We start from the raw sequence: 24,380 nt of genomic DNA, 5'->3' as shown, positions 1-24,380 counted from the left end.
TGAATAAGGGAGTACCAGCATCGGCTGCCTAGATGACGCTTTGATGGCCGGGCGATAACGCGACGATGAAATCAGCAGCGCAGAAACCTGATTCAGGATTTCGCGAGCTAGAGTCCTGCAAGGCAAAAACAGGCAAGGAAGCGGAGTGTACGAGCTGTACATGAGCAGTACTCGCTTCACTCGCCCTGCGGGCCGCGCTAAAGCGCGTTAGCCGCAAGCGGCTTGCCGAGCCTGTTTTTAACGCAGCAGGGCCGACGCGCAGCAGATCCTGAACAGGTTTCAGTCGTCGACGTTCTTGTGTGCCTTGGGCGACAGACGCAGGCTGCGCAAACTGCGCTTGACGCTCTTCAGGTGGTTGACCAAGCCCGGGCCGCGAGCCATGGCCACGCCCATGGCGAGCACGTCGATCACCACCAGGTGGGCGATACGCGAGGTCAGCGGGGTATAGATTTCGGTGTCTTCCTGCACGTCGATGGCCAGGTTGACCGTGGCCAGGTCGGCCAGCGGCGTCTGGCTGGGGCACAGCGTAATCAAGGTCGCACCGGTTTCCCGCACCAGATTGGCAGTGATCAGCAGGTCCTTGGAGCGCCCTGACTGCGAGATGCAGATGGCCACGTCGGTGGGTTTCAGGGTCACCGCACTCATTGCCTGCATATGCGGGTCGGAATAGGCCGCAGCAGTGAGCAGCAGACGGAAGAACTTGTGCTGAGCATCCGCCGCCACCGCGCCGGATGCACCAAAACCATAGAACTCCACACGCTGGGCATTGGCGATGGCGGCAATGGCCTGCTGCAGGGCCTGGGTATCGAGCTTCTCGCGCACCTCGATCAGGGTGTGCAGGGTAGTGTCGAAGATCTTCAGGCTGAAGTCCGCCACCGAATCGTCTTCATGAATGGCGAACTGACCAAAGCTGGCACCGGCAGCCAGGCTCTGCGCCAGCTTGAGTTTGAGGTCCTGAAAGCCGGTGCAGCCAATCGCGCGGCAGAAGCGCACGATGGTCGGCTCACTGATGCCGACGCTGTGGGCCAGCTCGGCCATGGAGCTGTGCATGACCGAAGCCGGGTCGAGCAGAACGTGATCCGCCACCTTCAGCTCGGACTTGCGTAACAGGGGGCGCGACTGGGCAATGTGCTGCAACAGGTTCACAGGTTTAGGCTCGACATTTAGCTAACGAATCCATCAAGCACGCCGCATTCACAGACATGACTCGGTTATGATCAGCGCACGATGGGTTGTAGTGACCTTGTAGTTATACTACATGGCCGCCGCCCCCGCACGACCAAACAGAGTCGGAGTTCCCACCTTGAGCATTCCCTGCGACATGCTGGTGTTTGGCGGCACCGGCGACCTGGCCCTGCATAAGCTGCTGCCAGCGCTCTACCACCTGCATCGCGCCGGTCGCCTGCATAACGACACGCGCATCCTCGCCCTGGCCCGCAGCAACCTGGCCCGCAGCGCCTTCCAGGCCCTGGCCGAACGCCATTGCCGCGCCCAGGTGGCGCGCAACGACTTCGACAACGACACCTGGGCCAGCTTCGCCGCGCGCCTCGACTACTTCGCCATGGACGCCAGCCAGAGCGCCGACTTCGGCCGCCTGGGCAAACGCCTGGGCGACGACCCCGAGCGCGTGCGCATCTATTACCTGGCCACTGCACCGGATCTGTTCGAAGACATCGCCTCGCACCTGAAGATCGCCAGCCTGGCGGGCCCCAAGGCGCGCATTGTGCTGGAAAAGCCGATTGGTCACTCGCTGGAATCGGCCCAGGCGATCAACGCCGCCATCGGTGCGGTGTTCGATGAGTCGCGGGTGTTCCGCATCGACCACTACCTGGGCAAGGAAACCGTGCAGAACCTGATGGCGCTGCGCTTTGCCAACGCGCTGTTCGAACCGGTGTGGCGCGCCGGGCATATCGACCACGTGCAGATCAGCGTGTGCGAAACCCTCGGCGTGGAAAACCGCGGCGCCTACTACGAAAAAGCCGGGGCCATGCGCGACATGATCCAGAACCATCTGCTGCAGTTGCTCTGCCTGGTGGCCATGGAAGCGCCGGTGCGCTTCGATGCCGAGGCCGTGCGCAATGAGAAGGTGAAGATTCTTGAAGCCCTGAAGCCCATCAGCGGCCTCGATGTACAGGACAAGACCGTGCGTGGCCAGTACGCCGCCGGCAAGATCGGCGGCCAGGAAGTGCCGGCCTACTACTTCGAAAAGAACGTGGACAACGACAGCGATACGGAAACCTTTGTCGCCGTGCAGGCCGAGATCGACAACTGGCGCTGGGCCGGCGTGCCGTTCTACCTGCGCACCGGCAAGCGCCTGGCGCGCAAGACTTCGGAAATCCTCATCCAGTTCAAGCCAGTGCCACACCAGCTGTTCGGCGGCGGCGAAGCCAACCGCCTACTGATCCGCCTGCAACCGGAAGAGCGCATCAGCCTGCAACTGATGGGCAAAAGCCCCGGCAAGGGTATGCACCTGCAACCGGTGGAACTCGACCTCAACCTGGCGGACGCCTTCCACAAACAGCGCCGCTGGGATGCCTACGAACGCCTGTTGCTGGATGTAATTGAGGGCGACTCAACGCTGTTTATGCGCCGTGACGAGGTGGAAGCCGCCTGGAACTGGGTCGACCCGATCATCAAGGGCTGGCACCAGCACTACCAGAGCCCACGCCCCTACCCGGCCGGCAGCGATGGCCCGGAGCAGGCCGGTAACCTGCTGGAGCGCCACGAACGGCAGTGGATGGAGTAGCCCGGCGGCTAGGCCAGCTGTTTTTCAAACAACTCCAACACCGCCTCCGGCAACTGCTTGCGCAGGCCCTCACCGCTGATCAACAGCAGCAGCGGCAGCAGTTGCCGCAACGTGCTCGGCTGCAAGCTGGCGCACACATCGGCCTGCCGCGCCAATGACAGGCCACCGAGCACCTGCGCGGCCACCGGCAGGTTGCGGTCGGCCACCGCCGCTTCGGTGAGCTTGCACAGATAACCGGTGGAGAAACTGCGCAGGCTCTCGCTGATCAGCGGCATGTCGACGATATGCCGGGCGATCTGCAGCACATGGTCAACATCGTTGATGCCGTAGATCAGCACCTTGATCTGCTTGGCCGACAGGCACTCGGCATAGCGCGCCGCCGTGGCAAAGGCGCCGTCGGCGCAAAGCTGGCGCGCCACCTCCAGGTGCAGGCTGTCCGGCAGGCTCAGGTAGGTGTCGAGAATCAACCGTGGGTCGAGGTGCACCGTCACCGCTGCGGCAAATTCGATGGGCATGGCCATGATCAGCTCGCGCAACTGCCCGGGTGGCATATGCGGCGCCAGCAGCGCGGCTTTCTCGGCCCCCAGTTGCTGCACCAGGCCCAATTTGACGCTCAACGGTGCCATGGCCTGGGACGCCAACAGCAGGCGCAGGCCAACACTCAGGCTCGCGGGTTTGGGCATACGCAACCTCCATTCAATCCATGCAGATCGTCAGGATTGCGCGCCGCGCGAACAAAGGCAGCCATCTTTGATTGGGTTAGAGGCTCAGCACCGACACATCCAGCAAGCGCTGCCCAGCGGTTGGGAACAGAGGAAACGCCAGCGGCCCGATCCAGCCACCCCAACTATCAAAAGTCAGTTGCTGTACTGGTAGATGATCGAGTCGAACGCACCTGATTTATAGCCCCGCTCCAGGCACTGATTGAACTGCTGCACAAACCAGCGCATTTTCAGGCCGACGGCAATGCCCAGGTACTTGCTGTCTGTTTTGAACGCTTCCGGCAAGGTAACGAAGGTCGCGCCCTGCAGGTCCGGGTTGTCGCGCACAAGGCGCTGCAGATCGACGCTGGAGCCCAGCAGAATCGCATCAATGCGCTCGCGCATCAGCATGGCCAGGCCGTTGCGGGTGTCGTTGAAGCCGACAATGGTCAGCGTGCCATCGGCCACCGCCGCATCAAAGGCATTGCCGTAACTGGTGCCAATGCTCACGCCAATCAACTTGTCGCGCAGGTCGCTGACCTGCTGGAAGGGAAACTCGCGACCCTGCTTGACCACCAGCACGATGCGTTCGGTAAAGATCGGCTCGGAAAAATCGAACAGGGCCAGGCGCTCGTCACTCATCGACAGGCCGATCACCCCGCCCTCGCCGCGCTGGGCCATGGTGTAGGCACGCATCCAAGGCATCAAGCGGATGCGGTAAGGCACCTGCATTTCCTCTAGGCACTGGCGGCTGATGTCGACCACGATACCTTTGGCCTCGCCGTTTTCCTCGTAATACTTGGGGAAACCGTCATGTGCGCCGAAGACCATAAAGGCATCGGTCTGGGCCGCATGGCTCGACGGCAACACCAGTAGCAGAAGCAGGCCCAACAGGCGCACAACAGACATGGCAGCAACCCCAGGCAGAGGTCAAAAATCTGTTTCACTCTAGGTCGCGCCGGGCCAATCAGCCAATCAGCCAATCAGCCAATCAGCGGCGGCCTAACGCAGTTGGCCGTAACGCCGGAAGTACAACAGCACCACCAGCAGCGCCAGCACACCGAGACTGCCTGCCCCGACAAACAGCACCTGATAGCCCAGCCACGTGGCCAACAATCCGCTGGTCGCACCCACCAGCCCCGCCAATAGCAACTGCACGCTGGCCTGCAGGGTAAAGTCGGCACCCTCATGCTCGGGACGACACTGGTGCATCATCACCGCAAACAGCGCCACGGTGGACATGCCATCGGCGGTCTGCTCGAACAACGCCACCAGATACACCAGGCCGATGCTGCCGCCGGCATTGACCAGCACGGCCATGGCCGCAATGCCGCTGGCCTGCAACAGACCGAACAGCAACAGCGCGCGCAGCGCGCCAATGCGCGCATACAGCAGGCCGCCCAGCAACGCCCCGACGATCCCGGCCAGACTGCTGATCAGGGTCAGCTGGCCCAGCGCGGCATTGCTCCAGCCCTGATCCACCAGCATCGGCTTGACCATCGGCGAACCCAGCGCATCGCCCAGCTTGAAACTCAGCAACACCGCCAGCCAGAACAGCATGCCGGGCTGCAGCAGCAAGCCACGGTAATGCCGCAGCAGCAAACCTGGCCCTGCGGGTTCGGCCTGGGCCGGCCGGAACGGCAGCTCACGCCGTTCATTGAAGCGCCAGATCGGCAGCGTCATCAGCACCAGCAGCCCCGCCACCAGCGCCAGGCTCAGGTGCCAGCCCAGGGCATCCATGGCCAACAACAGGCCGCTGCCGCTGACCAGCATGCCGACCTTGTAGCCGCCCACCTGCAAGCTGTTGCCCAGGCCGCGCCAGCGCTCGGGCAGCAGGCGTACGGCCAGGCCATCGGTGGCAATGTCCTGAGTCGAGGCCGCCAGATTGACCAGCAGCAACAGGCCAATCAGCACAAAGAAATAGCTGTCGAACAGCCGCTCGGGATTGATCAGTGCCAGGCTCGCAATCAGTGCGATAACACCCAGCTGCAACGGCAGAATCCAGCCACGATGATGGCCCAGACGCGGCGACGCCAGCCGATCCACCCACGGCGCCCAGAGCACCTTGAGCAACCAGGGCAGCGCCAGCAGCTTGAGCAGGCCGATCAGCGCCAGATCGACGCCATGCTGACGCAGCAGCACCGGCAACGAATGCGCGAGCAACCCCGAGGGTAGGCCCTGAGCGCAGTACAGCGAGGCCAATAGAACGACGGTACTGCGCGGCGGAAAAGCAAGAAGTGATCGACTCATGGCGATGGCTGAGTATCTGGAGGGCATGGCGGAATACTTGGCAGGTGCGACAGGATCAACCTTTACCCTCTGCAAGCCGTTTGATTAGAATGCTGGCCGACTGCCATTCTTATTCAAAATTTGTCTGGCAAATGGATTTATTATAATCATCAAGGAATAAAGGAATGATGATCAAACGCTGTCTGGCACTTTCTATCGCCGCCGTACTGGCTGGCTGCCAAGCTACTGGCGAACAGTACCAAGCTGATGTCTTCGACGCGAGCCAGGTCAATACTCAGCAGGAAGCCAAAACCGTCAAGATCCTTACGGTTTCTCCCACCAAAATCAAAGTCAGCAACGAGAAAAACCAGAAAGCGGCAATGATGGTTGGCGGTCTGCTGGGCGCTGTTGGCGGTGCGGCACTGGGTGCGCAAAATCACCGCGATACCGCAGTTGTTGGCGGTGTAGCCGGGGGTGCCGCAGGCGCGATGGCCGGCTCATTGGTAAACGACACCACGCTGGTACCCGGAGTGCTGATCGGCTACTCCGAAAACGGCAAAATCTTCACCTCTGCGCAAGTCGGTCGCCCTTGTGAATTCAAGATCGGCGAAATCTCTCTGATGGTAATGATGCTGTCCAACGAGACACGCATTCAGCCTAACGCCGCCTGCCCTGAACCAAGCAAAGGCTGAGGGTTATGCAGATGAAACATATCGTTCTGGGCTCAGCCCTGGCGCTGCTGGCGGTGCCAGCTCTGGCCAATCAGTTCGACCAGCTGTACCAAATCGAGCAAGAGACCAAGCAGGCACAGGCCAATGCGGAAGCCGAGCGCATTCGCCAGGCTGCCGCCGAGCAAGCACGAGCCGATGCACGCGATGAAGCGAACCGTCGTCAACGCGCGGCCGCACAACAGGCCGCCGCCCAAAAAGCCGCCGCACAGCGCCAGGTTCAAGAAGCAGAAAACAAGCGTATTCGCACCCGCGAAGAAAGCTTTGAAGATGAGCTGCGCGCTCTGGAGCTGGAAGAGCGCAGGCTGGAACTACAGGCCAAACGCGCACGCGCGGCACGAGCCAATGACTATATCGACGCTGAACTGCGCGAGAGCGCAGCCAGAACCGATGTCATCCAGTCGGATGCGGATGCCTCACGCAACCTGACCTCGGGCACCAAGGCCTTGCTGGAAGACACGGGTAAAGCCGAAGTCAATCGCTCCAACCGCCTGTTCGGCGAATAGCCAAACACCTGCCCACACCTAGCGCTGTGGGCAGGCACTCATCAAGAGAGTTCATCATGCTGCGTTTAGTAATGCTGGTCGTTACCGGTTTGCTGCTGGCTGCCTGTAAAGAAGAAAAAGCCCCTGAGTTCCCGACTGTTGACTTACATGGTCGCTTGGTAGTCGATCAGGAAATGACTAAAAGCCGGCAAGCACAGGGTATTCAGGGTGAATACTTCAAACGTGTACTGACCGTGAACGGCCAAGACATCGCGTTTGCCGACTTTATCAAGCAGTACTGTGCGGACAGCAACACCCGCAATGAAACCTGCTTGAAAGCCTTCCGTATCAAAAAAATCGACGATGTCAGCGGGGCCACCCGCTTTCTTCCCAACGGTCTCTGATCACTGCAGCGCGCCTGCTTGCAGGTGCGCTGATTGTTCTGACCAGCCCCAACGCTACTAAAGCTTGTCGCCCTGCTCACGCAACAACTGGGCGAACTGCTCGGCCGGCACCGGTTTGCTGATCAGGTAACCCTGGATCTCGTCACAGCGCTGGCTTTTGAGGAAGTCCATCTGCGCCTGGGTTTCCACGCCCTCGGCGACCACCTTGAGTTCCAGGCTGTGGGCCATGGCGATGATCGCGCGGGTGATGGCGGCGTCTTCGCTGCCGGGGGTGAGGTCGCGGATAAAGGTCTGGTCGATCTTCACGTAATCCACCGGGAAACGCTTGAGGTAGCTGAGCGAGGAGTAACCGGTGCCGAAGTCGTCGATCGCCAGCTTGACCCCCAGCTCACGCAGCTGCTGGAAGGTGCTGATCACGCTTTCGACGTTATCCAGCAGCTGGCTTTCGGTCAGCTCCAGTTCAAGCAGCTGCGGCGCCAGACCGGTTTCATCGAGCACCTGGCGCACCAGGCTGAGCAGGTTGCCCTGCCGCAGCTGATGCACCGAGAGATTGACCGACACGCGAATCTGCGCGAGCCCTTGCAGCTGCCAGGCGCGTGCCTGTAAGCAGGCCTGACGCAGAACGAACTCGCCGATGGCACCGATCAGCCCGGTTTCTTCGGCCAGACCGATAAAGTCGCTCGGTGGCACCAGTCCCAGTTCCGGATGCCGCCAGCGCACCAGCGCTTCGGCGGCATTCAGGCTGTCGCTGGTCAGGCACAGCTTGGGTTGGTAGAACACTTCCAGCTGGCCTTCGTTGATGCCCTTGCGCAACTGGTTCTCCAGTTGCAGACGCTCCAGGGTGCAGGCCTGCAGGTTGTCGGTGAAGAACTGGAAGGTGTTACCGCCCAGGTGCTTGGCATGTTGCATGGCCATATTGGCCTGGCTGACCAGCGCGGAAATCTCCCGCGCGTTGTCCGGCAGCAGGCTGATGCCCAGAGAGGCACTGACCACCAGCTCATGCCCGCCCACGGTCATCGGCACACGCAGCTTGCTGAGCAGGCGGCTGGCCAGCCGTGCCAGGCTGGAGAGGCTGCCGTAGGAGTCGATGAGGATGGCAAATTCGTCACCGGACAACCGCGCCAGGGTGTCGGCCTCCGGCACCGCTTGAGTCAGACGGCGGCTGACCTGCCGCAGCAGCTGGTCGGCGACTTCATGGCCGAGGCTGTCGTTGAGCAATTTGAAGCGGTCCAGGTCGACGTGCAGCAAGGCGATACTGCGGTTGCTCTGCCGGGCGCGCTGGCTGGCTTCATGCAGGCGCTCTTTGAACAGGCTGCGGTTGGCCAGACCGGTCAATTCGTCATAGTGCGAGAGGTAGCGCAGGCGTTCTTCGGCTTCGCGGCGCGACGATAGATCAGCGAAGAAGCCCACGATATGACTGACGTTACCAGCAGAATCGCGCACCACATTTAGCTGCAGCCACTGCGGATACAGCTCGCCATTCTTGCGCGTCTCGATCAGCTCACCACGCCAGGAGCCGGTCTTTTCCAGCTCCAGGCGAATCAGCTGGTACTGCCGCCGGCTGTCACCGCTGCTGATCAGGCTGATCACGCTCTTGCCGACCACTTCGTCCTGGCGATAACCCGTGACATCGCTGAAGGCCTGGTTGACCGAGAGCAGGCGGTAATCCGGGTCGAGAATCACGATGCCTTCGCTGGCCGCCTCAAACACCGTGGCGGCCAGTTGCTGCTGCTGTTCCTGCACTTTGCGCGCACTGACGTCGCGGCGCGTACCGAGCATGCGCAAGACGCGGCCATCGGCGGCGCGCTCCACCGCGCGGCCACGGTCCTCGATCCACACCCAGTGGCCCTGGGCGTGCTTGATGCGGTATTCGACCTGGTAGTCGTCGCTGCGCCCCTTCATATGTTCGACCAGCGCGCGCCGCAACGCGGGCAGATCATCCGGGTGCAGGCGCGGTTTGAGGTCGCGCAGCATGACCTGTACTTCGTGCGGCTCCAGGCCGAAGATTTCCTTGAGCCGCGAGTGATGCACCTCGTCGCTCTGCAGATCCCAGTCCCACAGGCCCAGCTCGCTGGCATCGATGGCCAGGGTCAGGCGCGCGCGGCTCTTGCTCAGGGCGTAGGTGGTTTCGTCCAGCTCCAGGGTGCGCTCGGCCACGCGCATTTCCAGCTCGCCATGGGCCTGGCGCAATTCGCGCTCCGCGCGGCGGCGCTGCTCCACTTCGTGGGCCAGCTCGCTGTTCAAACCCTCGGCCTGCTGCTTGGCGTACTCCAGATTGCTGATCAGCGCCTGGTTCTGAAAGCGCTGCAGCAAGCTGCGCTGCACCAGGCGATTGACCTGCCAGGCCACCACCAGCAAGGCCAGCAGCAGGATACTGCCGAGCAGGCCCCAGCCTTGTTGCAGCGGGTTATCGCTGAGCAGCAGGTAGCCCACCGAGGGCAGCAGGCAGGGCAAGGCGAAGGTCAGGAACGCAGTAAAGCTGATGGCGTAGGCCACGCTGGCCGAGAGGATCGCCGCAGCGATCAGGCCATACACCACTGCCTGCAGGTAGAAGACTTGGGCCGGCACCAGGGCGATGGCGGCAAACGCCAGGGTCAATCCGGACGCTCCGGCACCGAGCAGGAACAGGTGCTGCCAATGCGCTTCGGCCTGGCGACTGGGCAAGGCTTTATTGAAGGCGCGCACCTGTACCAGGCGCAGCACGGCGAGGATCACCAGCCAGATCGACCAGCTGACCAACAGCTCCGATGGCAGTGCACCCCATAGCAGGAAAGCGCAGACCACACCGCTGAGCAGCATAAACAGGGTCGGCACCTGCGAACCCTGATAGAGCATGCGGGTGCGCTCGGCGGCGATATCGGTAGCAAACAGCTGAGCCACTTCCCGCCCGGAAGTCGGCTTGAGGCCATTTGCCTGGGCAAATGCAGTCGAAGTCATAGGCGATTTTCTTATAGTGGTTGCCTAAACGTCGGCGCAGCATACGCGAGCTAGACGCATCGCCCAAGCTGGATGTGCTGCAATTCTCACTTCGCCTGCCTTACTTTTGATCAGTACGCCCAGCACTGGCCGGGGCTGCTAGCGTGACTGGCCAGTCGTCCAGTAAAAGCCGGTGCCGAGCCGGTTTGCCCTGCCTGGCGCAGCCCCCTAGAATGCCGCGATGCAAAATGACCCCGAACTCCTGATTGCCTCTCTTAACGATGCCCAGCGCCAGGCCGTCGCCGCGCGCGTGGGCCGCCAACTGGTGCTGGCCGGTGCTGGCTCCGGAAAAACCCGCGTGCTGGTGCACCGCATCGCCTGGTTGATCCAGATCGAGAATGCATCGCCGCACAGCATTCTGTCGGTGACCTTTACCAACAAGGCTGCTGCCGAAATGCGCCACCGCATCGAGCAGATGCTCGGGCAGAGCCCGGCCGGCATGTGGGTAGGCACCTTCCACGGCCTGGCCCACCGCCTGCTGCGCGCGCACTGGCAGGAAGCCGGCCTGGCCGAGAACTTCCAGATTCTCGACTCCGACGATCAGCAACGCATCGTCAAACGGGTGATCCGCGACCTCGGCCTGGATGAACAGCGCTGGCCGCCGAAGCAGGCGCAGTGGTTTATCAACGGGCAAAAGGATGAAGGCCTGCGGCCAAAGAACATCCAGCCCGGCGGTGACCTGTTCCTCGCCACCATGCTGAAGATCTACGAAGCCTACGAAGCCGCCTGCGCCCGCGCCGGAGTCATCGACTTCTCCGAGCTGCTGCTGCGCGCCCTCGATTTGTGGCGAGACAAACCGGGCCTGCTGGAGCATTACCAACGGCGCTTCCGGCATATCCTGGTCGACGAATTCCAGGACACCAACGCCGTGCAGTACGCCTGGCTGCGCCTGCTCGCCAAGGGTGGCGACAGCCTGATGGTGGTGGGCGATGACGACCAGTCGATCTACGGCTGGCGCGGGGCGAAGATCGAGAACATCCAGCAGTTCTCCGACGATTTCAGCGATGCCGAAGTGATCCGCCTGGAGCAGAACTACCGCTCCACCGCCGGCATCCTCAAGGCCGCCAACGCGTTGATCGCCAATAACCAGGGACGCCTGGGCAAGGAACTGTGGACCGAAGACGGCGACGGCGAGCCGATCAACCTGTATTCGGCGTTCAACGAGCACGACGAAGCACGCTATGTGGTCGAGTCGATCGAGGACGCCCTGCGCAAGGACGGCCTCAAACGCAGTGAAATCGCCATTCTCTATCGCTCCAACGCCCAGTCGCGGGTGCTGGAAGAAGCCCTGCTGCGCGAGAAGATCCCCTACCGCATCTACGGCGGCCAGCGCTTCTTTGAACGCGCGGAAATCAAGAACGCCATGGCCTACCTGCGCCTGCTCGACGGCCGGGGCAATGACGCCGCACTGGAGCGCATCATCAACGTGCCGGCGCGCGGTATCGGTGAGAAAAGCATCGAAGCGATCCGCGAATACGCACGCGCCCATCAGGTATCGATGTGGGGCGCCATGCACCTGATGGTCAGCGCCAAGGCCCTGCCGGCCCGCGCCTCGGGTGCGTTGGTCGGGTTTATTGAGCTAATCAACAACCTCGCGGCCAAAGTGCTGGATATGCCGCTGCACCTGATGACTCAGACCGTCATCGAGCAGAGCGGCCTGATTGCCTATCACCAGGCCGAGAAAGGCGAAAAAGCCCAGGCACGTATCGAGAACTTGGAAGAACTGGTCAGTGCCGCGCGCACCTTCGACAACAACGAAGACGACGAGCTCAGCCCACTACAGGCCTTCCTCACACACGCCTCGCTGGAGGCCGGCGATACCCAGGCCGCCGAAAACGAGGACAGCGTGCAGCTGATGACCCTGCACAGCGCCAAGGGCCTGGAGTTCCCGCAGGTGTTTCTGGTGGGCATGGAAGAAGGCCTGTTCCCGCACAAGATGAGCCTGGAAGAGCCCGGCCGCCTGGAAGAGGAGCGCCGCCTGGCCTACGTCGGTATCACCCGCGCCATGAGCAAACTGGTGATCACCTACGCCGAAACCCGTCGTTTGTATGGCAACGAGACCTACAACAAGGTGTCGCGCTTCGTCCGCGAGATTCCGCCGCAGCTGATTCAGGAAGTGCGCCTGTCCAATAGCGTCAGCCGGCCGTTCGGCGCGGTCAGCCGCAATATGGGCGGCAACAGCATGAGCGGCGACAGCCTGTTCGCCGGCAGCGCCGTACCCGACACTGGCTTCAGCCTCGGCCAGCGCGTACAGCATTCGCTGTTCGGTGAGGGCACCATCCTCAACTTCGAAGGCTCCGGTGCCCAGGCGCGGGTGCAGGTGAATTTCGAGAGCGAAGGCAGCAAGTGGCTGATGCTCAGCTACGCCAAGTTGCAGGCGCTGTAATCGACAACCAATTCAAACAACAAGGAGCCCCCATGATCCGCCGCCCTCTGCTGCTTGCCAGCGCCCTGCTCGCCGCCATCGGCCTGAGCGGTTGCAAGGAAGAGTCTGCTGCACCGCAAGCCGCAGCAACGCCTGCCGCAGAAAGCTTCCAGTGGAAGATGGTCACCGCCTGGCCGAAAAACTACCCCGGCCTGGGCACTGCCGCTGAGCGCCTGGCCGAGCGGGTCAAAACCATGAGCAACGGCCGCCTGACCATCAAGGTGTATGCCGGGGGCGAACTGGTGCCGCCGCTGGAGGTGTTCGATGCGGTATCGCGTGGCACCGCCGAGCTGGGCCACGGCGCGGCCTATTACTGGAAGGGCAAGGTGCCTGCGGCGCAGTTCTTCACCGCCGTGCCGTTCGGCCTGTCCACCAGCGAAATGAACGCCTGGCTGAGCAAGGGCGGCGGGCAGGCGCTGTGGGACGAAGCCTATGCCCCCTATGGGGTAAAACCCATGGTGGTGGGCAACACCGGCATGCAGATGGGCGGCTGGTACAACAAGGAAATCAACTCGCTGGATGACCTCAAGGGCCTGAAGATTCGCATGCCGGGTCTGGGTGGCGAAGTGCTGGGCAAGCTCGGCGCGACCACCGTCAACCTGCCCGGCGGCGAAGTATTCACCGCCCTGCAAACCAACGCCATCGACGCCACCGACTGGGTCAGCCCCTACAACGACCTGGCTTTCGGTCTGCACAAGGCGGCCAAGTTCTACTACTACCCGGGCTGGCAGGAACCCCAGGCGGTGCTGGAGCTGCTGGTCAACCAGAAGGCCCTCGACAGCCTGCCGGCCGACCTGCAGGCAATCCTCACGGAAGCGGCCCGTGCTGCCAGCCAGGACATGCTCGACGACTACGTCTACCACAACGCCATGGCGCTGGATGAGTTGAAGCAGCAAGGCACCCTGCTCAAGCGCTTCCCCGACGACGTGCTCGCGGCCATGCAGCGCGAGTCCGCCGTGGTGCTCGGCGAACTGGCCGCGCAAAGCGAGCTGAACGGCCGTATCTGGGCCTCGATGCAGGCCTTCCAGGCCCAGGTCAGCCAGATGCACCAGATTTCCGAGAAAGAGCTGTACAACTGGCGCTGATACCCGGCGACGCTCACCACAAACGGAACCTTCGGGTTCCGTTTGTCGTTTCAGGCAGGCCCGACCGCGCTCGCCGCCCATACTGCTTGGCGAGGTGAGCCAATGAAACGCGCAACTGTCTCCGCCGCACAGATACTCGATAGCGCCCTGCGACTGGCCGATGTGTGCGGCTGGGAACGCCTGCACCTGTTCGATGTGGCCGCTGATCTGGGCGTAGGCCTGGACGCCATCGCTGCGCATTACCGCGACAAGGATCAACTGGTCGAAGCCTGGTTCGATCGTGCCGACCAGGCGCTGCTGGCGCGCGGCACCGCCGCAGATTTACTGACGTTAGAGCCCGCCAAACGTCTGGAAGAACTGCTGATCGCCTGGCTCGACAGCCTGGCCGCGCACCGCGCAGTCAGCGGGCAGATGCTGCTGTACAAGCTCGAACCGGGGCATATCCACCTGCAGCTTGGCGGCCTGCTGCGCATCAGCCGTACCGTGCAGTGGTGGCGAGAAGCCGCGCAGCGGGAAACCCTGCACCTGTGCAGGATCGCCGAAGAAAGTCTGCTCACAGGCGTCTACCTGCGCTGCTTTATCCACTGGCTGCGCCACCCCGAGGAAGACCCTGCCGACTTCCGCGCCCTGCTGCGTCGGCAGTTACGCTGTGGGCCGCTGCTGATGCTGCTGCGCCGCTAACCCAACAGCGGTTTCCGGCCTGACTTCACTGGTAAGCCTGTTATAGCCCCGTTGGGCTTCGTCGCTGCGCGCCTCAACCCAACCTACGGCAGCCATGTGCATAGCGCACGGGCAAAAGCCGGAAACATTCTATGGCTAGCCAGCGCCGCTCACGCCGGGCAAGATGCCGCGCGTAGATCCAATCACCAAGAGACAGCTAACCATGCAGCGTTTCCTCAGCATCGCCCTGGCCATGTTCCTCAGCCTGGGACTGACCACCATGAGTTTTGACGCCGAAGCCAAGCGTATGGGCGGCGGCAAATCCTTCGGCTCCGCCCCTAGCCATCAGGCGCGCCAAGCGCCAGCCCAGCAAAGTGCAGCACCTGCCGCTGCCGGCCGTCAGCCTGCAGCAGCCAGCGGTGCATCGAAGTGGTTGGGTCCGTTGGCCGGTCTGGCCGCCGGTGGCCTGCTGGCCTCGATGTTCATGGGTGACGGCTTCGAAGGCCTGCAGATCATGGACATGCTGATCTTCGGCCTGATCGCCTTCCTGCTGTTCCGCTTCCTCGCCGCTCGTCGCCAGCAAGCCAGCCCGGCGACTGCCAACGGCGCGCCGATGCAGCGTGAAATGCCAGCGGCTCCAGCCTCGATCTTCGGTGGCAGCAGCGCTGCAGCCGCAATCAAGCCGGTGATCAATGCCCCAGCCTGGTTCAACGAGCAGAACTTTGTCAGCGCTGGTCGCGAGCACTTCCTCAGCCTGCAACAGCACTGGGATGCCAACGAGATGGACAAGATCGCCGAGTTCGTCACCCCACAACTGCTGGAGTTCCTGCGCCGCGAACGCGCCGACCTGGGCGATGGCTTCCAGTCCACCTACGTCGACAACCTCGATGTGCAACTGGATGGCGTCGATGATCTGAGCGACAAGACCGTCGCCACCCTGACCTTCACCGGCGTGGCCAAGACCTCGCGCTTTGACCAGGGCGAAGTGTTCAGCGAAAGCTGGCGCCTGGAGCGGGCCGTCGGTGACAACCAGCCGTGGCTGGTGGCCGGTATCCGCCAGAACGGCTGATACCTGCGGTAATAAAGCAAACCCGGGAATGTCCCGGGTTTTCTTTGTCCATCATTCAGCAAACGCATGGACTGGCGCGCGCCGCATTCAAGGTGCAATCTGCTCTAGCTTAACCACCACGAGGACAGCGCAATGATCGGATACACCACGGTTGGCACCACAGATATGGAAAAGGCCAAGTCCTTCTACACCCCCTTGCTGGCTGAACTGGGTGCCAGGGTAGTCATGGACCTGGGCCGCATTGCCTTTTATGGCATCGCCAAGGGGCAACCGATGTTTGCCGTCTGCCTGCCCTATGACAAACAAGCACCCACCCCGGGCAATGGCCAGATGATCGCCCTGCCCGGCGGCTCGCGCGAAGGCGTGGACACGCTCTACGCCAAGGCCATCGAACTGGGCGGCCACTGCGAAGGCGCACCCGGCGAACGCATTCCGGGGTTCTATGGCGCCTACTTCCGCGATCTGGATGGCAACAAGCTGGCGTTCTACCACATGGGCTGACGCCTCAACCTGGGTCGACAGCCGCACCGGGCGGCTGCCGAGCCTTGTCACTCCAGGCCTGAATTTCCTCGCTGCGTTTGCGGCTATTGAGCTGGGCGCGGTCGATCATTTCGTTGTAATCGGCCAGCCAGCTGCGCGAACCCGGCAGCATATCGGCCAGATCACGCATGCCGGTCTTCAATCCCTGCATCACCTGCTGATAGTCACGTTCCTGGGCCTGCAGCACCTTGCTCACCTGCGCGATGCTGTCCGGGTTTTCCGCCCGCTCGAACAACCCGGTCAGTTGCGACGCCTGCTGACTGGCCAGCAACTCTTCCTGGTTACTCAGCGTGCTCTGCTGCACCTGCAACTGCTGCTCAAGCCGTTGCACCTGCTGCTCCAGCGCCTGAATACGCGGCTCATCGCCGGCACTGAACAGGGCGTAGAGATTCAATCCCACCGACAGCAGCATCAGACTGCCCAACACCCCGCCCAGCGCCAGGATGAACAGGCGATTGCGCTGGCCGGCACGGGTCAGCAACTGCAGGCGCTCCTCCTCACTGAGCACACCGTCTTCGGATTCTTGCGCTTGGCTTTTCATAAAAAGACCATTTTTTGGCGTTTTAAAATTGACACACCGTTAAACTGGACGATAGCACTTTGCCAGCTTTTTGCTTAGACCTGTCTAAGGTATAAGACGCTCCCGTATTACCCGCAAAAGAGGCACACCCCGTGGAAGAAGTCATCGAACAGTTGCGCGAACTCAACGAGACGGTGCCCGTCCCACTGGAGCTGCCAGATGAAGAAACCCTAGTGGAGATTCAGGAGCAGATCCTTATTCACCTGCCCTTCGGCTTGCGTGAATTCCTCCTGACGGTCAGCGACGTGGTTTACGGCCGACTGGAACCCGTCACCGCCAGCGATCCGCAGTCCCACACCTATCTACCGGAAGTGGCCTCATACGCCTGGGACATTGGTGTACCGCGCGAGTTCGTGCCGCTGTGCGAAGACCACGGCAACTACTACGTGGTCGAAGAAGACGGCACCGTACTGCTCTGGGAAGCGGAAACCGGCGAAATCAATGAGGACGAAAGCTGGGAAAGCGTCTGGCACTGGGTGCGCGACGTCTGGCTGGAAAGCTAAGCGGCGACCACGAGCTGAGCGAACGAGACCAGACACAAGGCCAGGCAACCATGCACTGGCCAACCGACATGGCTTCATCGGAAGCCCTCTTCTGCAAGGGCCTGCGGTTTTGGAGCGATCCGCAGTTGAGTGCATAACCAGCAAAGTTCGTGGTTATTCGCAGCAGTCATATGCCCTTACAGCCATGCCGCCAATGTTCGATAAACGGCCGTTTGAATCCACTTGTCCACTAATCGGCCACTAGGCAGAATATGGCGCTTTGCCATCTAGTGGCCATCATTGCCCGCCGATAACGACAATAAGGATTTCCCATGACGCCCGTAGTTTCGCGCCATACCCTACTCGCCGTGGCCATTGCCGCGGCTATTCCAACTGCGGCTTCGGCTTTGCCCGCAGATTACACCTGCGTTACCAGCGGCGGATCGGCAACAGCCTGCGAAGTAGCGAATGCAAACTACGACAGCGTTAATGTCGACTCAGGCACAGTTCTCAACGGAACCAACATTGGCCTGGATCATAACAACTCCTCAACCGACACCCTGAACAATAACGGCACTATAGCCGGCAACCTCTATGGCCTGAACAACGTCAACAATTCGGTCATCGACACGCTGAATAACTACGGCACCATCTCCGCGACGGGTAACTTCGGCACAGGCCTGTACGTCTCCTTCGCGACCCTCACCACGCTGAACAACAGCGGCACCATCTCCGGTTACGAGGCCATGGAGCTCCAGCCCTTCGGCCCCATGACCATCAATAACAGTGGCAACATCCTCGGCAGCAGCGCTAACAGCTACGCTATCAATGCGCAAAACGCTGGCAACAACGTCACCCTGAATTGGAGTGGCGGTCGGATTCGTGGCGGTATGCGTGGCGTAGCCGTCATTAATGTCACCGGCGACGTGGTTTATGACACCCGCTATAGCTACGGCAATATCAGTCTGGCCAACGCCGCCAAGATGACCTTCGAACAGGACCGCGTGCAGCATTCTGGCAACCTGACCTTGGCACCAAACGCCATGCTCGACCTTTACCTAAGCAGCGCCACCCCCCTGGCCAGCAGCGGTACACCAAACAACACCGCGATTGTTTACGGTGTCACTGCCGCCACCTTCGGCAACGGCTCGCAGATCGGCCTTAAGGTGCGCGGCGCGGACTTTGCCGCCGACAACAGCACCTACACCCTACTCGCTGGCGAAGGCATCACCAACAACGGCCTGTCGGTGGTTACTCGCGATTCCGCCCTGTTGCAGGTTGACGATTTCTTGGTCAACAACGGCGCAATATATGCCACCGTCAGCACCGTGGATGACTACGCCTTCGTCGGCAATACCCCCAACGGCCAACGCGCCGGCAGCACCATCCTGCCGTTGCTCTCTGGCATGGCCGGTGGCAATAACAACGACCCAGTGCTCAATGCCCTGGCCGGCGATGCCGATGAGGTGGCGCGTACCGTCGAGCAACTGGTGCCGCAGGTTAACGGGGCTTCGCTGCAGGCCGCCAACAGTCTGAACAATATCGCCAACTTCAACGCCAACCAGCGCACGCAGGGGCTGCGTGGCGCTTCTGCGGGTGATGTCTTTGTCGAGAGCGGCCTGTGGCTCAAAGCGCTGGGCAGCGACGTGACTCAGGATGCGCGCGATGGGATCGAGGGTTACGACGCCGACCTCTCCGGCCTGGCCATCGGCGCCGATGGTAAGCTGACCGACCAACTGACCCTGGGCCTGTCCTACAGCTACCTGAACAGCGACATTACCGCCGACGGTGGCAACCAGACCGATATCGATGGCCATGCCATCACCCTCTACAGCGGTTACGAGCAAGGTGCCTGGTTCCTCGACTCCAGCCTGACCCTGGGCCTCAACCACAACGACAGTACCCGCTATATTGCCGGTACCAAGGCCAAGGGCGACTACGACAGCCAGTTGCTCGGCCTGGATGTACTCGGCGGCTATGGTTTTAACCTCGACAACGGCCTGCTGATCGAACCCCGCGCGGCGGCGCGCTATGCCCGTGTGGATATCGACAGCTTCCGCGAGAAGGGTTCGATCGCTGCACTGGCCGTCGAAGACCAGCGCTATGAAGTCGCCGAACTGGGTGCCGGCCTACGCGTCGCTGGCGACCTGCCACTGGGCCAGGGCAACCTGCAACCACAAGCCACACTGATGGTTTACCACGACTTCGCTGCCGACCAGATCGCTACCAACGCCAGTTTCACCTTCGGCAGCTCGTCCTTCCTGGCCACTGGCGCCAGCCCGGCGCGCACCCGCTACGAAGCCGGCATCGGCGTGGACTACGTCATCGCTAACACCACCCTTGGGGTCAGTTACGACTACAGTGGCAAGGAAGACTTCCAGGCCGACACCCTGCAGGCCAAGGTGCGTTACGACTTCTGATGAAACCAGTGGCCCGCCATTCGCTCAGCATTCTATTTAGCAGCATGCTGTTGGCGGGCTGCCAGACGCCACTCGGCCAGTTGCAAGAACTGGCCAGCACCCATGCCCGGCAGGTGCAAACCTTGCCGGGCTCGCCTTTCCCTCTGGTTATCGCAGCCCCCCAACAGGTACAGGGAGGCCAGCGGCTGCGCGTGTATCTGGAGGGCGATGGTCATGCCTGGGCCACACCCAGCCAACCCAGCCTTGACCCAAGCCCACGCCAGTTGCTGGTGGCTGATCTGGCTTTTGCCGACCCGATGCCCGCCATCTACCTGGCACGCCCCTGTCAGTTCGTCAGCGCTCCGGCCTGTAACAATGCACTCTGGACCAACCGGCGCTATGCCGAGGAAGTGGTGCACAGCCTCGATCTGGCGCTTGATCAACTCAAGCAGCGCTATGCCAATCGGGACTTTGAGCTGATCGGTTATTCCGGCGGTGCCACTCTGGCGCTGTTACTGGCCCTGCGCCGCGATGATGTCATCCAAGTGCAAACCCTGGCCGGCAACCTCAGTCCACGCCAGTGGGTAACGCTGCAAAACCTCAGCCCACTCGACGGCTCACTGGAGCCACTGGATCAGAAAACACGCTTGGCACAGATTCGACAGCGGCATCTGTTCGGCACCGATGACCAAGTGCTGCCGCCACGCCTGCTGCAACATTATCGTGAGGCCCTGGGACCAGCGGCTTGCCTACAGAGCGCGGTGCTGCCCAATGTCAGCCATCACAGTGGTTGGGCACAAGCCTGGCAGCAATGGCAGAGCACACCCATCGAGTGCCACTGAGCAACTGCTGTTAGCGTCCACCCTCAAGGCAGATAAATCCGAAACACCCCGCCACCCAGTGGCGCGCCGTTGGCCAGTTCGATATGCCCACGCAAGCCCTGGCGTTCGTGCAGTTCGGCGATGCGGCCGGCGAAGTACAGACCCAGGCCGGTGCTGCCGGTGCTGTGTTTGAGGCCGAGGACGTAGTTGGATTGCTGATCGAGCATTTCCTCGGGGTAGCCCTGGCCGTCGTCGCAGATCGCCAGCACCAGTTGTCCGTTTTCCTCCCAGGCGCTGATCAGCAGGGCGCTGTGGGCGTAGCGGATGGAGTTGGTGATGATATTGGCGACCACCGAGCCGAGCAGTTCCTGGTCGAAGAAGCCCATCAGGTCGAAGCTTTCCACTTCGCAGCGGGCAGTGATCTGCCGGCTCTGCAGCACTTCATGGTGGCGGGCCAGCTGGGCCTGGAGAAAATCCTCGACCTCGTGATAACCGGGACGCATGGGCAGCTGATTGACGCCGAGCTTATACAGGCCGAGCAACTGCACGAGCATGCCGTTGAGGCGGGCAAACTCGTAGTCGATCACGCCCAGCTCGGCCACCGCTTGTTGCTCGGCTGGCAGCTGCACCTGCCACTGGGCGTGAGCGCGGGTAAGCATGGCCAGAGAGTTTTTCATGTCGTGCACGGTAGAGGCGATCACCGTGGAAAAATCCAGCCCACCGGGAATCTCACTCATTGGCCGGACGCCCGCCGCTGCAGTTGCAGGTAACGCGCATGCCGGGCATCGGTGGCCGGCATGTGACTGGCCACCTCCAGGCAGCGCCGAGACTCCTCCAGCAAGGCCGGCGCTATTTCGCCACCCGCCGACTGCAGCAGTGATTGCGCAGTGTTGAGGGCAATGCTGATGTTCTTCGGCTGCAGGGCAAAGGCCTGGCGGAACAGCCTGAGCGCCTCATCGAATTGCTTTTGCTGGTAGCAGCGCACGCCCTGGCGGTTGAGCTCAACCGCCTCTTTGCCGCCACTGAGGATGTCGCTGTTGTCGGTCTGCCGGGCCACACCCTGCATCACCTGTGGATCGTCGCCATAGGCCTCGACGCAGGTTTTCAGCAGGTTGTCGCTGGCCTCGCTCTGGCCCAGGGCACGCAGCTGACTGGCCACGCTGAGCGCGGCATCGGCGGCGAACAGCTGCGGCAGGCTAGCCAGCGCGGCGGCGGCTTCGGCGGCGAGTTGTGCGGCCTTTTTCGGCTCGCCGGATTTCATCAGGCTGCTGGCCATGGCCAGGCGCGAACGCAGCTGCACGTTGGGGTCATTGCTGTAGGTCTTGTCCAGCTCGCCGAGGGCCTGGTTGATCTCGATCTGCAAGCGCTTGTCGAGCACACCATCACCGGCCTGGGCGGTGATCGCCTGGGCCAGGCCGAGGTAGTTTTCCGGGCTTTTGAATTTCGAGGTGCGGCCCTGTTCCATGGCTTGCCGGTAGGCCTTGCCGGCGCTGTCATAGTCCTGGTTATCCAGGGCCAGCTTGCCCAGTTGCATCTGCCGGCGAATCGCCAGCGGCGCAAGCTTCACGGCATCTTCCAGGGCCTGCTGAGCACGCTGGCTGTCACCCTGAGCCAGCAGCACGGCGGCCAGGCCGTCATACAGCGCCGGCATCATCGGAAACAGCTGCAAGCCCTTTTCGTAGAGGCTCTGCGCGCGGCTCAGGTCGCCGCGCTTGTGCAGCAGACTGGCCAAGGCCACCTGCGCCCAGGGCAACGGGCGTTCGGCCAATACGCCATTGAGCAGGTGCTCCAGTTCATCCAGCCGGCCCAGCTCGCGCAGCGCCGTGGATTGGTAGCGCTGGCACAACGGCAGGTAGCGCTTGTCCTGCTGGCTGAGAGTCTTGCAGGCCTCCAGTACGGCGGCCGGGTCCTGTTTGTCGAGGCCCTGGAGAATGCCCTTGAGCGCGGTTTTACGCTCCACCAGCTTGTCCAGCCGCTGATCGAGGCTGGCGCGGTTGAAGGGTTTGGTCAGGTAGGCATCCGGCTCATGCTCAAGCGCGCTGAGCACCATGGCCTGGCTGCTTTCAGCAGTGACCATGACGAAGATGCACTGGTGGCTGATCAGCTTGCCGGCGATCAGCTCTTCCAGCACCTGCTGGCCGTTCTTGCCGCCACCCAGGTTGTAGTCGTGCAGGATGATGTCGTAACGCTTGTTGCGACACAGGCTGATGGCCTCTTCGCCACGGTCGGCGGTGTCCACATCGCGCGCGCCCATGTCCCGCAGCATGGCTTTCAGCGAGCTGCGGAAATCGGAAAAGTCATCGACGATCAAAAAACGCTTGCTGCCGTAATCCAGCATGGGAAGAAGTCCTTGTCCCGCAGTATCGGAGTCGCCTAAGTGTAGTTGTCGACCATCGCGCTGTCAGAAGCCTAACGCTGTTGGCCCTGTTCCAGATCGAGCAGGTTGAGCAGAAAGCGTGCGAAGTAGAGCAGGTCCTGCTCCATGGCCTGGCGCGCGCCTTTGGCATCGCCCGCCTCGATGGCGGTGAAGGCGTCTTCATGAAAGTCATTCAGCCGCAGCGACAGGTCGGCGCCGGTGAACAGGCGGTTGAAGAAGGGCCCGACCTGCAACCACAGCGATTCGATTGAGCGCAGCAACACCGGGTTGCCGCAGGCGCTGTAGAGGTGCAGGTGAAACTGGCTGTTGGCATTCAGGTACGCCTGGATCTGCCGCTGTTCGATGGCCTGATCCATGCGCGCCACGCAGTCACGCAATGCGGCCAGATCGGCGGGCGTCAGGCGCGGGGTGGCCAGTTCTACAGCCAGGCCTTCAAGCCCCAGACGCACCTGGAAAATGTTCTGATAACGCTCGCGGGTCATCGGCGGCACGCGCACCGAGCGCTGTGGCTCGCCTTCCAGCGCGCCTTCGGCCACCAGACGCTGCAAAGCGGCGCGTACCGGCATCGGGCTGGTGCCCCACTCGGCCGCCAGGTCACGGATTTTCAAGCGCTCGCCAGGCTGGAAGCGCCCGGCCAGCAAGCCTTCACGAATTTTTTGGTAGAGCTGATCCTGCAGATTGTCGGCCATGGTGATTCAGCCCCGCAGCGGTGGCGCGGGGAGTTGGGCGAGGCTCAGCGAGCAGTTGCGCATGGGTATTCCTTCTAACGAAGAGCGCCGCACTTGAGCGGCGGAATGAATTCTACGGGTTCACGGTGCCTTGTTTTCGATCAGGCAGTTCCCGCCATCCACCACCAGCACTTCACCGGTGATGTAACTGGCTTCCGGTGACGCAAGAAAGGCCACGGCGGCAGCCACTTCTTCGGGGCGACCGGCACGGCCTAGCGGGGTGTACTGCGCCGCATGTTGCTCCTCTTCGGTGCTCGAACCGGTGGCGATCCAGCCCGGCGCCACACTGTTGACCGTGATGCCCTGCCTGGCCACTTCCAGCGCCAGGCCCATGGACAGGCCGAGCATGCCGGCCTTGGCCGCACTGTAAGCCGCCTCACCCGGATTGCTGCCACGGGTGCCGGTGGTCGAGCTGATATTGACGATGCGCCCGTAGCCGCGCGCCCGCATGCCCGGCAGCACCGCGCGGGTGAGCAAAAAAGCCGTGCCGAGGTTGCGCGCGATGGACAAATTCCAGGTGGCCAGGTCCATGTCCGCCAACTCGGCAAACGGCTCAGGGCTGCCTTGCATGGCCATGCCGGCATTGTTCACCAGAATATCGATCGGCCCCCACTGCACCTGCGCCCAGTCGAGCAATTCGCCGACCTGCTGTTCATCAGTCAGGTCAGCAGCGCGACCACGTGCTTGAATACCTTCAGCGCATAACTCTGCGACCCGTTGCTCGACTCGCGCACTGCTGGCCGTCAACAGCACCCGCGCCCCGGCACGACCGAGACGGCGGGCAATCGCCAGGCCAATACCCGATTCACTGCCCGCGCCACTGATCAGCGCGACCTGTTGCTGGAAGTCCATAACGCAGAATCCTGTGATCACAAATGTGGCGATAATCTAGCAATAAAGCAGTATTAAACCAATGCTTGAGTTTTCTGTGATCACAAAATAGCA

At 61.9% G+C, this 24,380-nt stretch carries 22 protein-coding genes; 12 read left to right on the top strand and 10 right to left on the bottom strand.

Annotation, left to right across the window (positions count from 1 at the left end; genetic code table 11):
- Positions 1 to 279 precede the first annotated feature (279 nt).
- Positions 280 to 1,146 (bottom strand): transcriptional regulator HexR, encoded by an 867-nt coding sequence (gene hexR / locus ACOCLD_RS03365; RefSeq protein WP_422910856.1) that lies wholly within the window; start codon positions 1,144 to 1,146, stop codon positions 280 to 282.
- 112 nt (positions 1,147 to 1,258) lie between these two features.
- Here hexR and zwf point away from each other — a divergent pair, with 112 nt between their 5' ends.
- Entirely contained in the window at positions 1,259 to 2,746 is a 1,488-nt protein-coding gene (gene zwf / locus ACOCLD_RS03360; RefSeq protein ID WP_422910855.1) for a glucose-6-phosphate dehydrogenase, read from the top strand.
- Between the two features lie 8 nt (positions 2,747 to 2,754).
- Here zwf and ACOCLD_RS03355 read toward each other — a convergent pair whose 3' ends face one another.
- The 3 genes from ACOCLD_RS03355 to ACOCLD_RS03345 form a co-directional block, all read right to left on the bottom strand.
- Positions 2,755 to 3,429, bottom strand: a complete 675-nt coding sequence (locus tag ACOCLD_RS03355; RefSeq protein WP_422910854.1) for a hypothetical protein — start codon at positions 3,427 to 3,429, stop codon at positions 2,755 to 2,757.
- 174 nt (positions 3,430 to 3,603) lie between these two features.
- Positions 3,604 to 4,356: a substrate-binding periplasmic protein gene (locus ACOCLD_RS03350; protein ID WP_422910853.1), complete on the bottom strand. Its 753-nt coding sequence runs from the start codon at positions 4,354 to 4,356 to the stop codon at positions 3,604 to 3,606.
- A gap of 93 nt (positions 4,357 to 4,449) precedes the next feature.
- Entirely contained in the window at positions 4,450 to 5,697 is a 1,248-nt protein-coding gene (locus tag ACOCLD_RS03345) for an MFS transporter (RefSeq protein ID WP_422910852.1), read from the bottom strand.
- A gap of 164 nt (positions 5,698 to 5,861) precedes the next feature.
- Between ACOCLD_RS03345 and ACOCLD_RS03340 the strand changes: the two genes are divergently transcribed.
- The 3 genes from ACOCLD_RS03340 to ACOCLD_RS03330 are packed head-to-tail and all read left to right on the top strand — an operon-like array spanning position 5,862 to position 7,293.
- Complete coding sequence (locus ACOCLD_RS03340) at positions 5,862 to 6,368, top strand: glycine zipper 2TM domain-containing protein (RefSeq protein WP_257776481.1); 507 nt, start codon at positions 5,862 to 5,864, stop codon at positions 6,366 to 6,368.
- Between the two features lie 11 nt (positions 6,369 to 6,379).
- On the top strand, positions 6,380 to 6,910 hold the full coding sequence (locus ACOCLD_RS03335; protein WP_422910851.1) for a DUF5384 family protein: 531 nt from the start codon (positions 6,380 to 6,382) through the stop codon (positions 6,908 to 6,910).
- A 56-nt stretch (positions 6,911 to 6,966) separates the two neighbouring features.
- Positions 6,967 to 7,293, top strand: coding sequence for a hypothetical protein (locus ACOCLD_RS03330; RefSeq protein ID WP_257776479.1), 327 nt, complete (start codon positions 6,967 to 6,969; stop codon positions 7,291 to 7,293).
- A gap of 57 nt (positions 7,294 to 7,350) precedes the next feature.
- Here ACOCLD_RS03330 and ACOCLD_RS03325 read toward each other — a convergent pair whose 3' ends face one another.
- Complete coding sequence (locus tag ACOCLD_RS03325) at positions 7,351 to 10,230, bottom strand: EAL domain-containing protein (protein ID WP_422910850.1); 2,880 nt, start codon at positions 10,228 to 10,230, stop codon at positions 7,351 to 7,353.
- A gap of 220 nt (positions 10,231 to 10,450) precedes the next feature.
- Between ACOCLD_RS03325 and uvrD the strand changes: the two genes are divergently transcribed.
- The 5 genes from uvrD (at position 10,451) to ACOCLD_RS03300 (ending at position 16,009) form a co-directional block, all read left to right on the top strand.
- Positions 10,451 to 12,655 carry a DNA helicase II gene (uvrD, locus tag ACOCLD_RS03320; RefSeq protein WP_422910849.1) on the top strand — a complete coding sequence of 735 codons (2,205 nt, stop codon included), beginning with the start codon at positions 10,451 to 10,453 and terminating at the stop codon, positions 12,653 to 12,655.
- A gap of 32 nt (positions 12,656 to 12,687) precedes the next feature.
- Positions 12,688 to 13,779 carry a TRAP transporter substrate-binding protein gene (locus tag ACOCLD_RS03315; RefSeq protein ID WP_422910848.1) on the top strand — a complete coding sequence of 364 codons (1,092 nt, stop codon included), beginning with the start codon at positions 12,688 to 12,690 and terminating at the stop codon, positions 13,777 to 13,779.
- Positions 13,780 to 13,881: 102 nt separating this feature from the next.
- Complete coding sequence (locus ACOCLD_RS03310) at positions 13,882 to 14,460, top strand: TetR/AcrR family transcriptional regulator (RefSeq protein WP_422910847.1); 579 nt, start codon at positions 13,882 to 13,884, stop codon at positions 14,458 to 14,460.
- Between the two features lie 202 nt (positions 14,461 to 14,662).
- Positions 14,663 to 15,508 (top strand): Tim44 domain-containing protein, encoded by an 846-nt coding sequence (locus ACOCLD_RS03305; protein ID WP_422910846.1) that lies wholly within the window; start codon positions 14,663 to 14,665, stop codon positions 15,506 to 15,508.
- Positions 15,509 to 15,640: 132 nt separating this feature from the next.
- Positions 15,641 to 16,009 carry a VOC family protein gene (locus tag ACOCLD_RS03300; protein WP_422910845.1) on the top strand — a complete coding sequence of 123 codons (369 nt, stop codon included), beginning with the start codon at positions 15,641 to 15,643 and terminating at the stop codon, positions 16,007 to 16,009.
- Positions 16,010 to 16,013: 4 nt separating this feature from the next.
- On the opposite strand, the gene ACOCLD_RS03295 is transcribed toward ACOCLD_RS03300, so the two are convergent.
- Positions 16,014 to 16,589 (bottom strand): hypothetical protein, encoded by a 576-nt coding sequence (locus tag ACOCLD_RS03295; protein WP_422910844.1) that lies wholly within the window; start codon positions 16,587 to 16,589, stop codon positions 16,014 to 16,016.
- A gap of 131 nt (positions 16,590 to 16,720) precedes the next feature.
- Between ACOCLD_RS03295 and ACOCLD_RS03290 the strand changes: the two genes are divergently transcribed.
- The 3 genes from ACOCLD_RS03290 to ACOCLD_RS03280 all read left to right on the top strand — a co-directional run bounded on the left by ACOCLD_RS03290 (position 16,721) and on the right by ACOCLD_RS03280 (position 20,351).
- Positions 16,721 to 17,131: an SMI1/KNR4 family protein gene (locus ACOCLD_RS03290; RefSeq protein WP_257776471.1), complete on the top strand. Its 411-nt coding sequence runs from the start codon at positions 16,721 to 16,723 to the stop codon at positions 17,129 to 17,131.
- A 311-nt stretch (positions 17,132 to 17,442) separates the two neighbouring features.
- The gene (locus tag ACOCLD_RS03285; RefSeq protein ID WP_422910843.1) at positions 17,443 to 19,530 is read left to right on the top strand and encodes an autotransporter domain-containing protein; all 2,088 of its coding nucleotides are present in this window, start codon (positions 17,443 to 17,445) and stop codon (positions 19,528 to 19,530) included.
- Positions 19,530 to 20,351 (top strand): alpha/beta hydrolase, encoded by an 822-nt coding sequence (locus ACOCLD_RS03280; RefSeq protein WP_422910842.1) that lies wholly within the window; start codon positions 19,530 to 19,532, stop codon positions 20,349 to 20,351. The genes ACOCLD_RS03285 and ACOCLD_RS03280 overlap by 1 nt, the downstream gene beginning before the upstream one ends.
- A gap of 23 nt (positions 20,352 to 20,374) precedes the next feature.
- On the opposite strand, the gene ACOCLD_RS03275 is transcribed toward ACOCLD_RS03280, so the two are convergent.
- The 4 genes from ACOCLD_RS03275 to ACOCLD_RS03260 all read right to left on the bottom strand — a co-directional run bounded on the left by ACOCLD_RS03275 (position 20,375) and on the right by ACOCLD_RS03260 (position 24,287).
- A complete protein-coding gene (locus ACOCLD_RS03275; protein ID WP_422910841.1) occupies positions 20,375 to 21,067 on the bottom strand; it encodes a sensor histidine kinase in 693 nt (230 codons plus the stop codon).
- Positions 21,064 to 22,668 carry a response regulator gene (locus tag ACOCLD_RS03270; RefSeq protein WP_422910840.1) on the bottom strand — a complete coding sequence of 535 codons (1,605 nt, stop codon included), beginning with the start codon at positions 22,666 to 22,668 and terminating at the stop codon, positions 21,064 to 21,066. The genes ACOCLD_RS03275 and ACOCLD_RS03270 overlap by 4 nt, the downstream gene beginning before the upstream one ends.
- Positions 22,669 to 22,739: 71 nt before the next feature.
- Positions 22,740 to 23,396 (bottom strand): GntR family transcriptional regulator, encoded by a 657-nt coding sequence (locus ACOCLD_RS03265; protein WP_422910839.1) that lies wholly within the window; start codon positions 23,394 to 23,396, stop codon positions 22,740 to 22,742.
- Positions 23,397 to 23,516: 120 nt separating this feature from the next.
- Positions 23,517 to 24,287, bottom strand: a complete 771-nt coding sequence (locus ACOCLD_RS03260; RefSeq protein WP_422910838.1) for an SDR family NAD(P)-dependent oxidoreductase — start codon at positions 24,285 to 24,287, stop codon at positions 23,517 to 23,519.
- Between the last annotated feature and the right edge of the window lie 93 nt (positions 24,288 to 24,380).

Origin of the sequence: Pseudomonas cimarronensis, from assembly GCF_049331905.1 — a bacterium.
Lineage (GTDB): Bacteria > Pseudomonadota > Gammaproteobacteria > Pseudomonadales > Pseudomonadaceae > Aquipseudomonas.
Note: the sequence above shows the minus strand (reverse complement) of the source record. Positions and strands in the feature narration are given on the sequence as shown.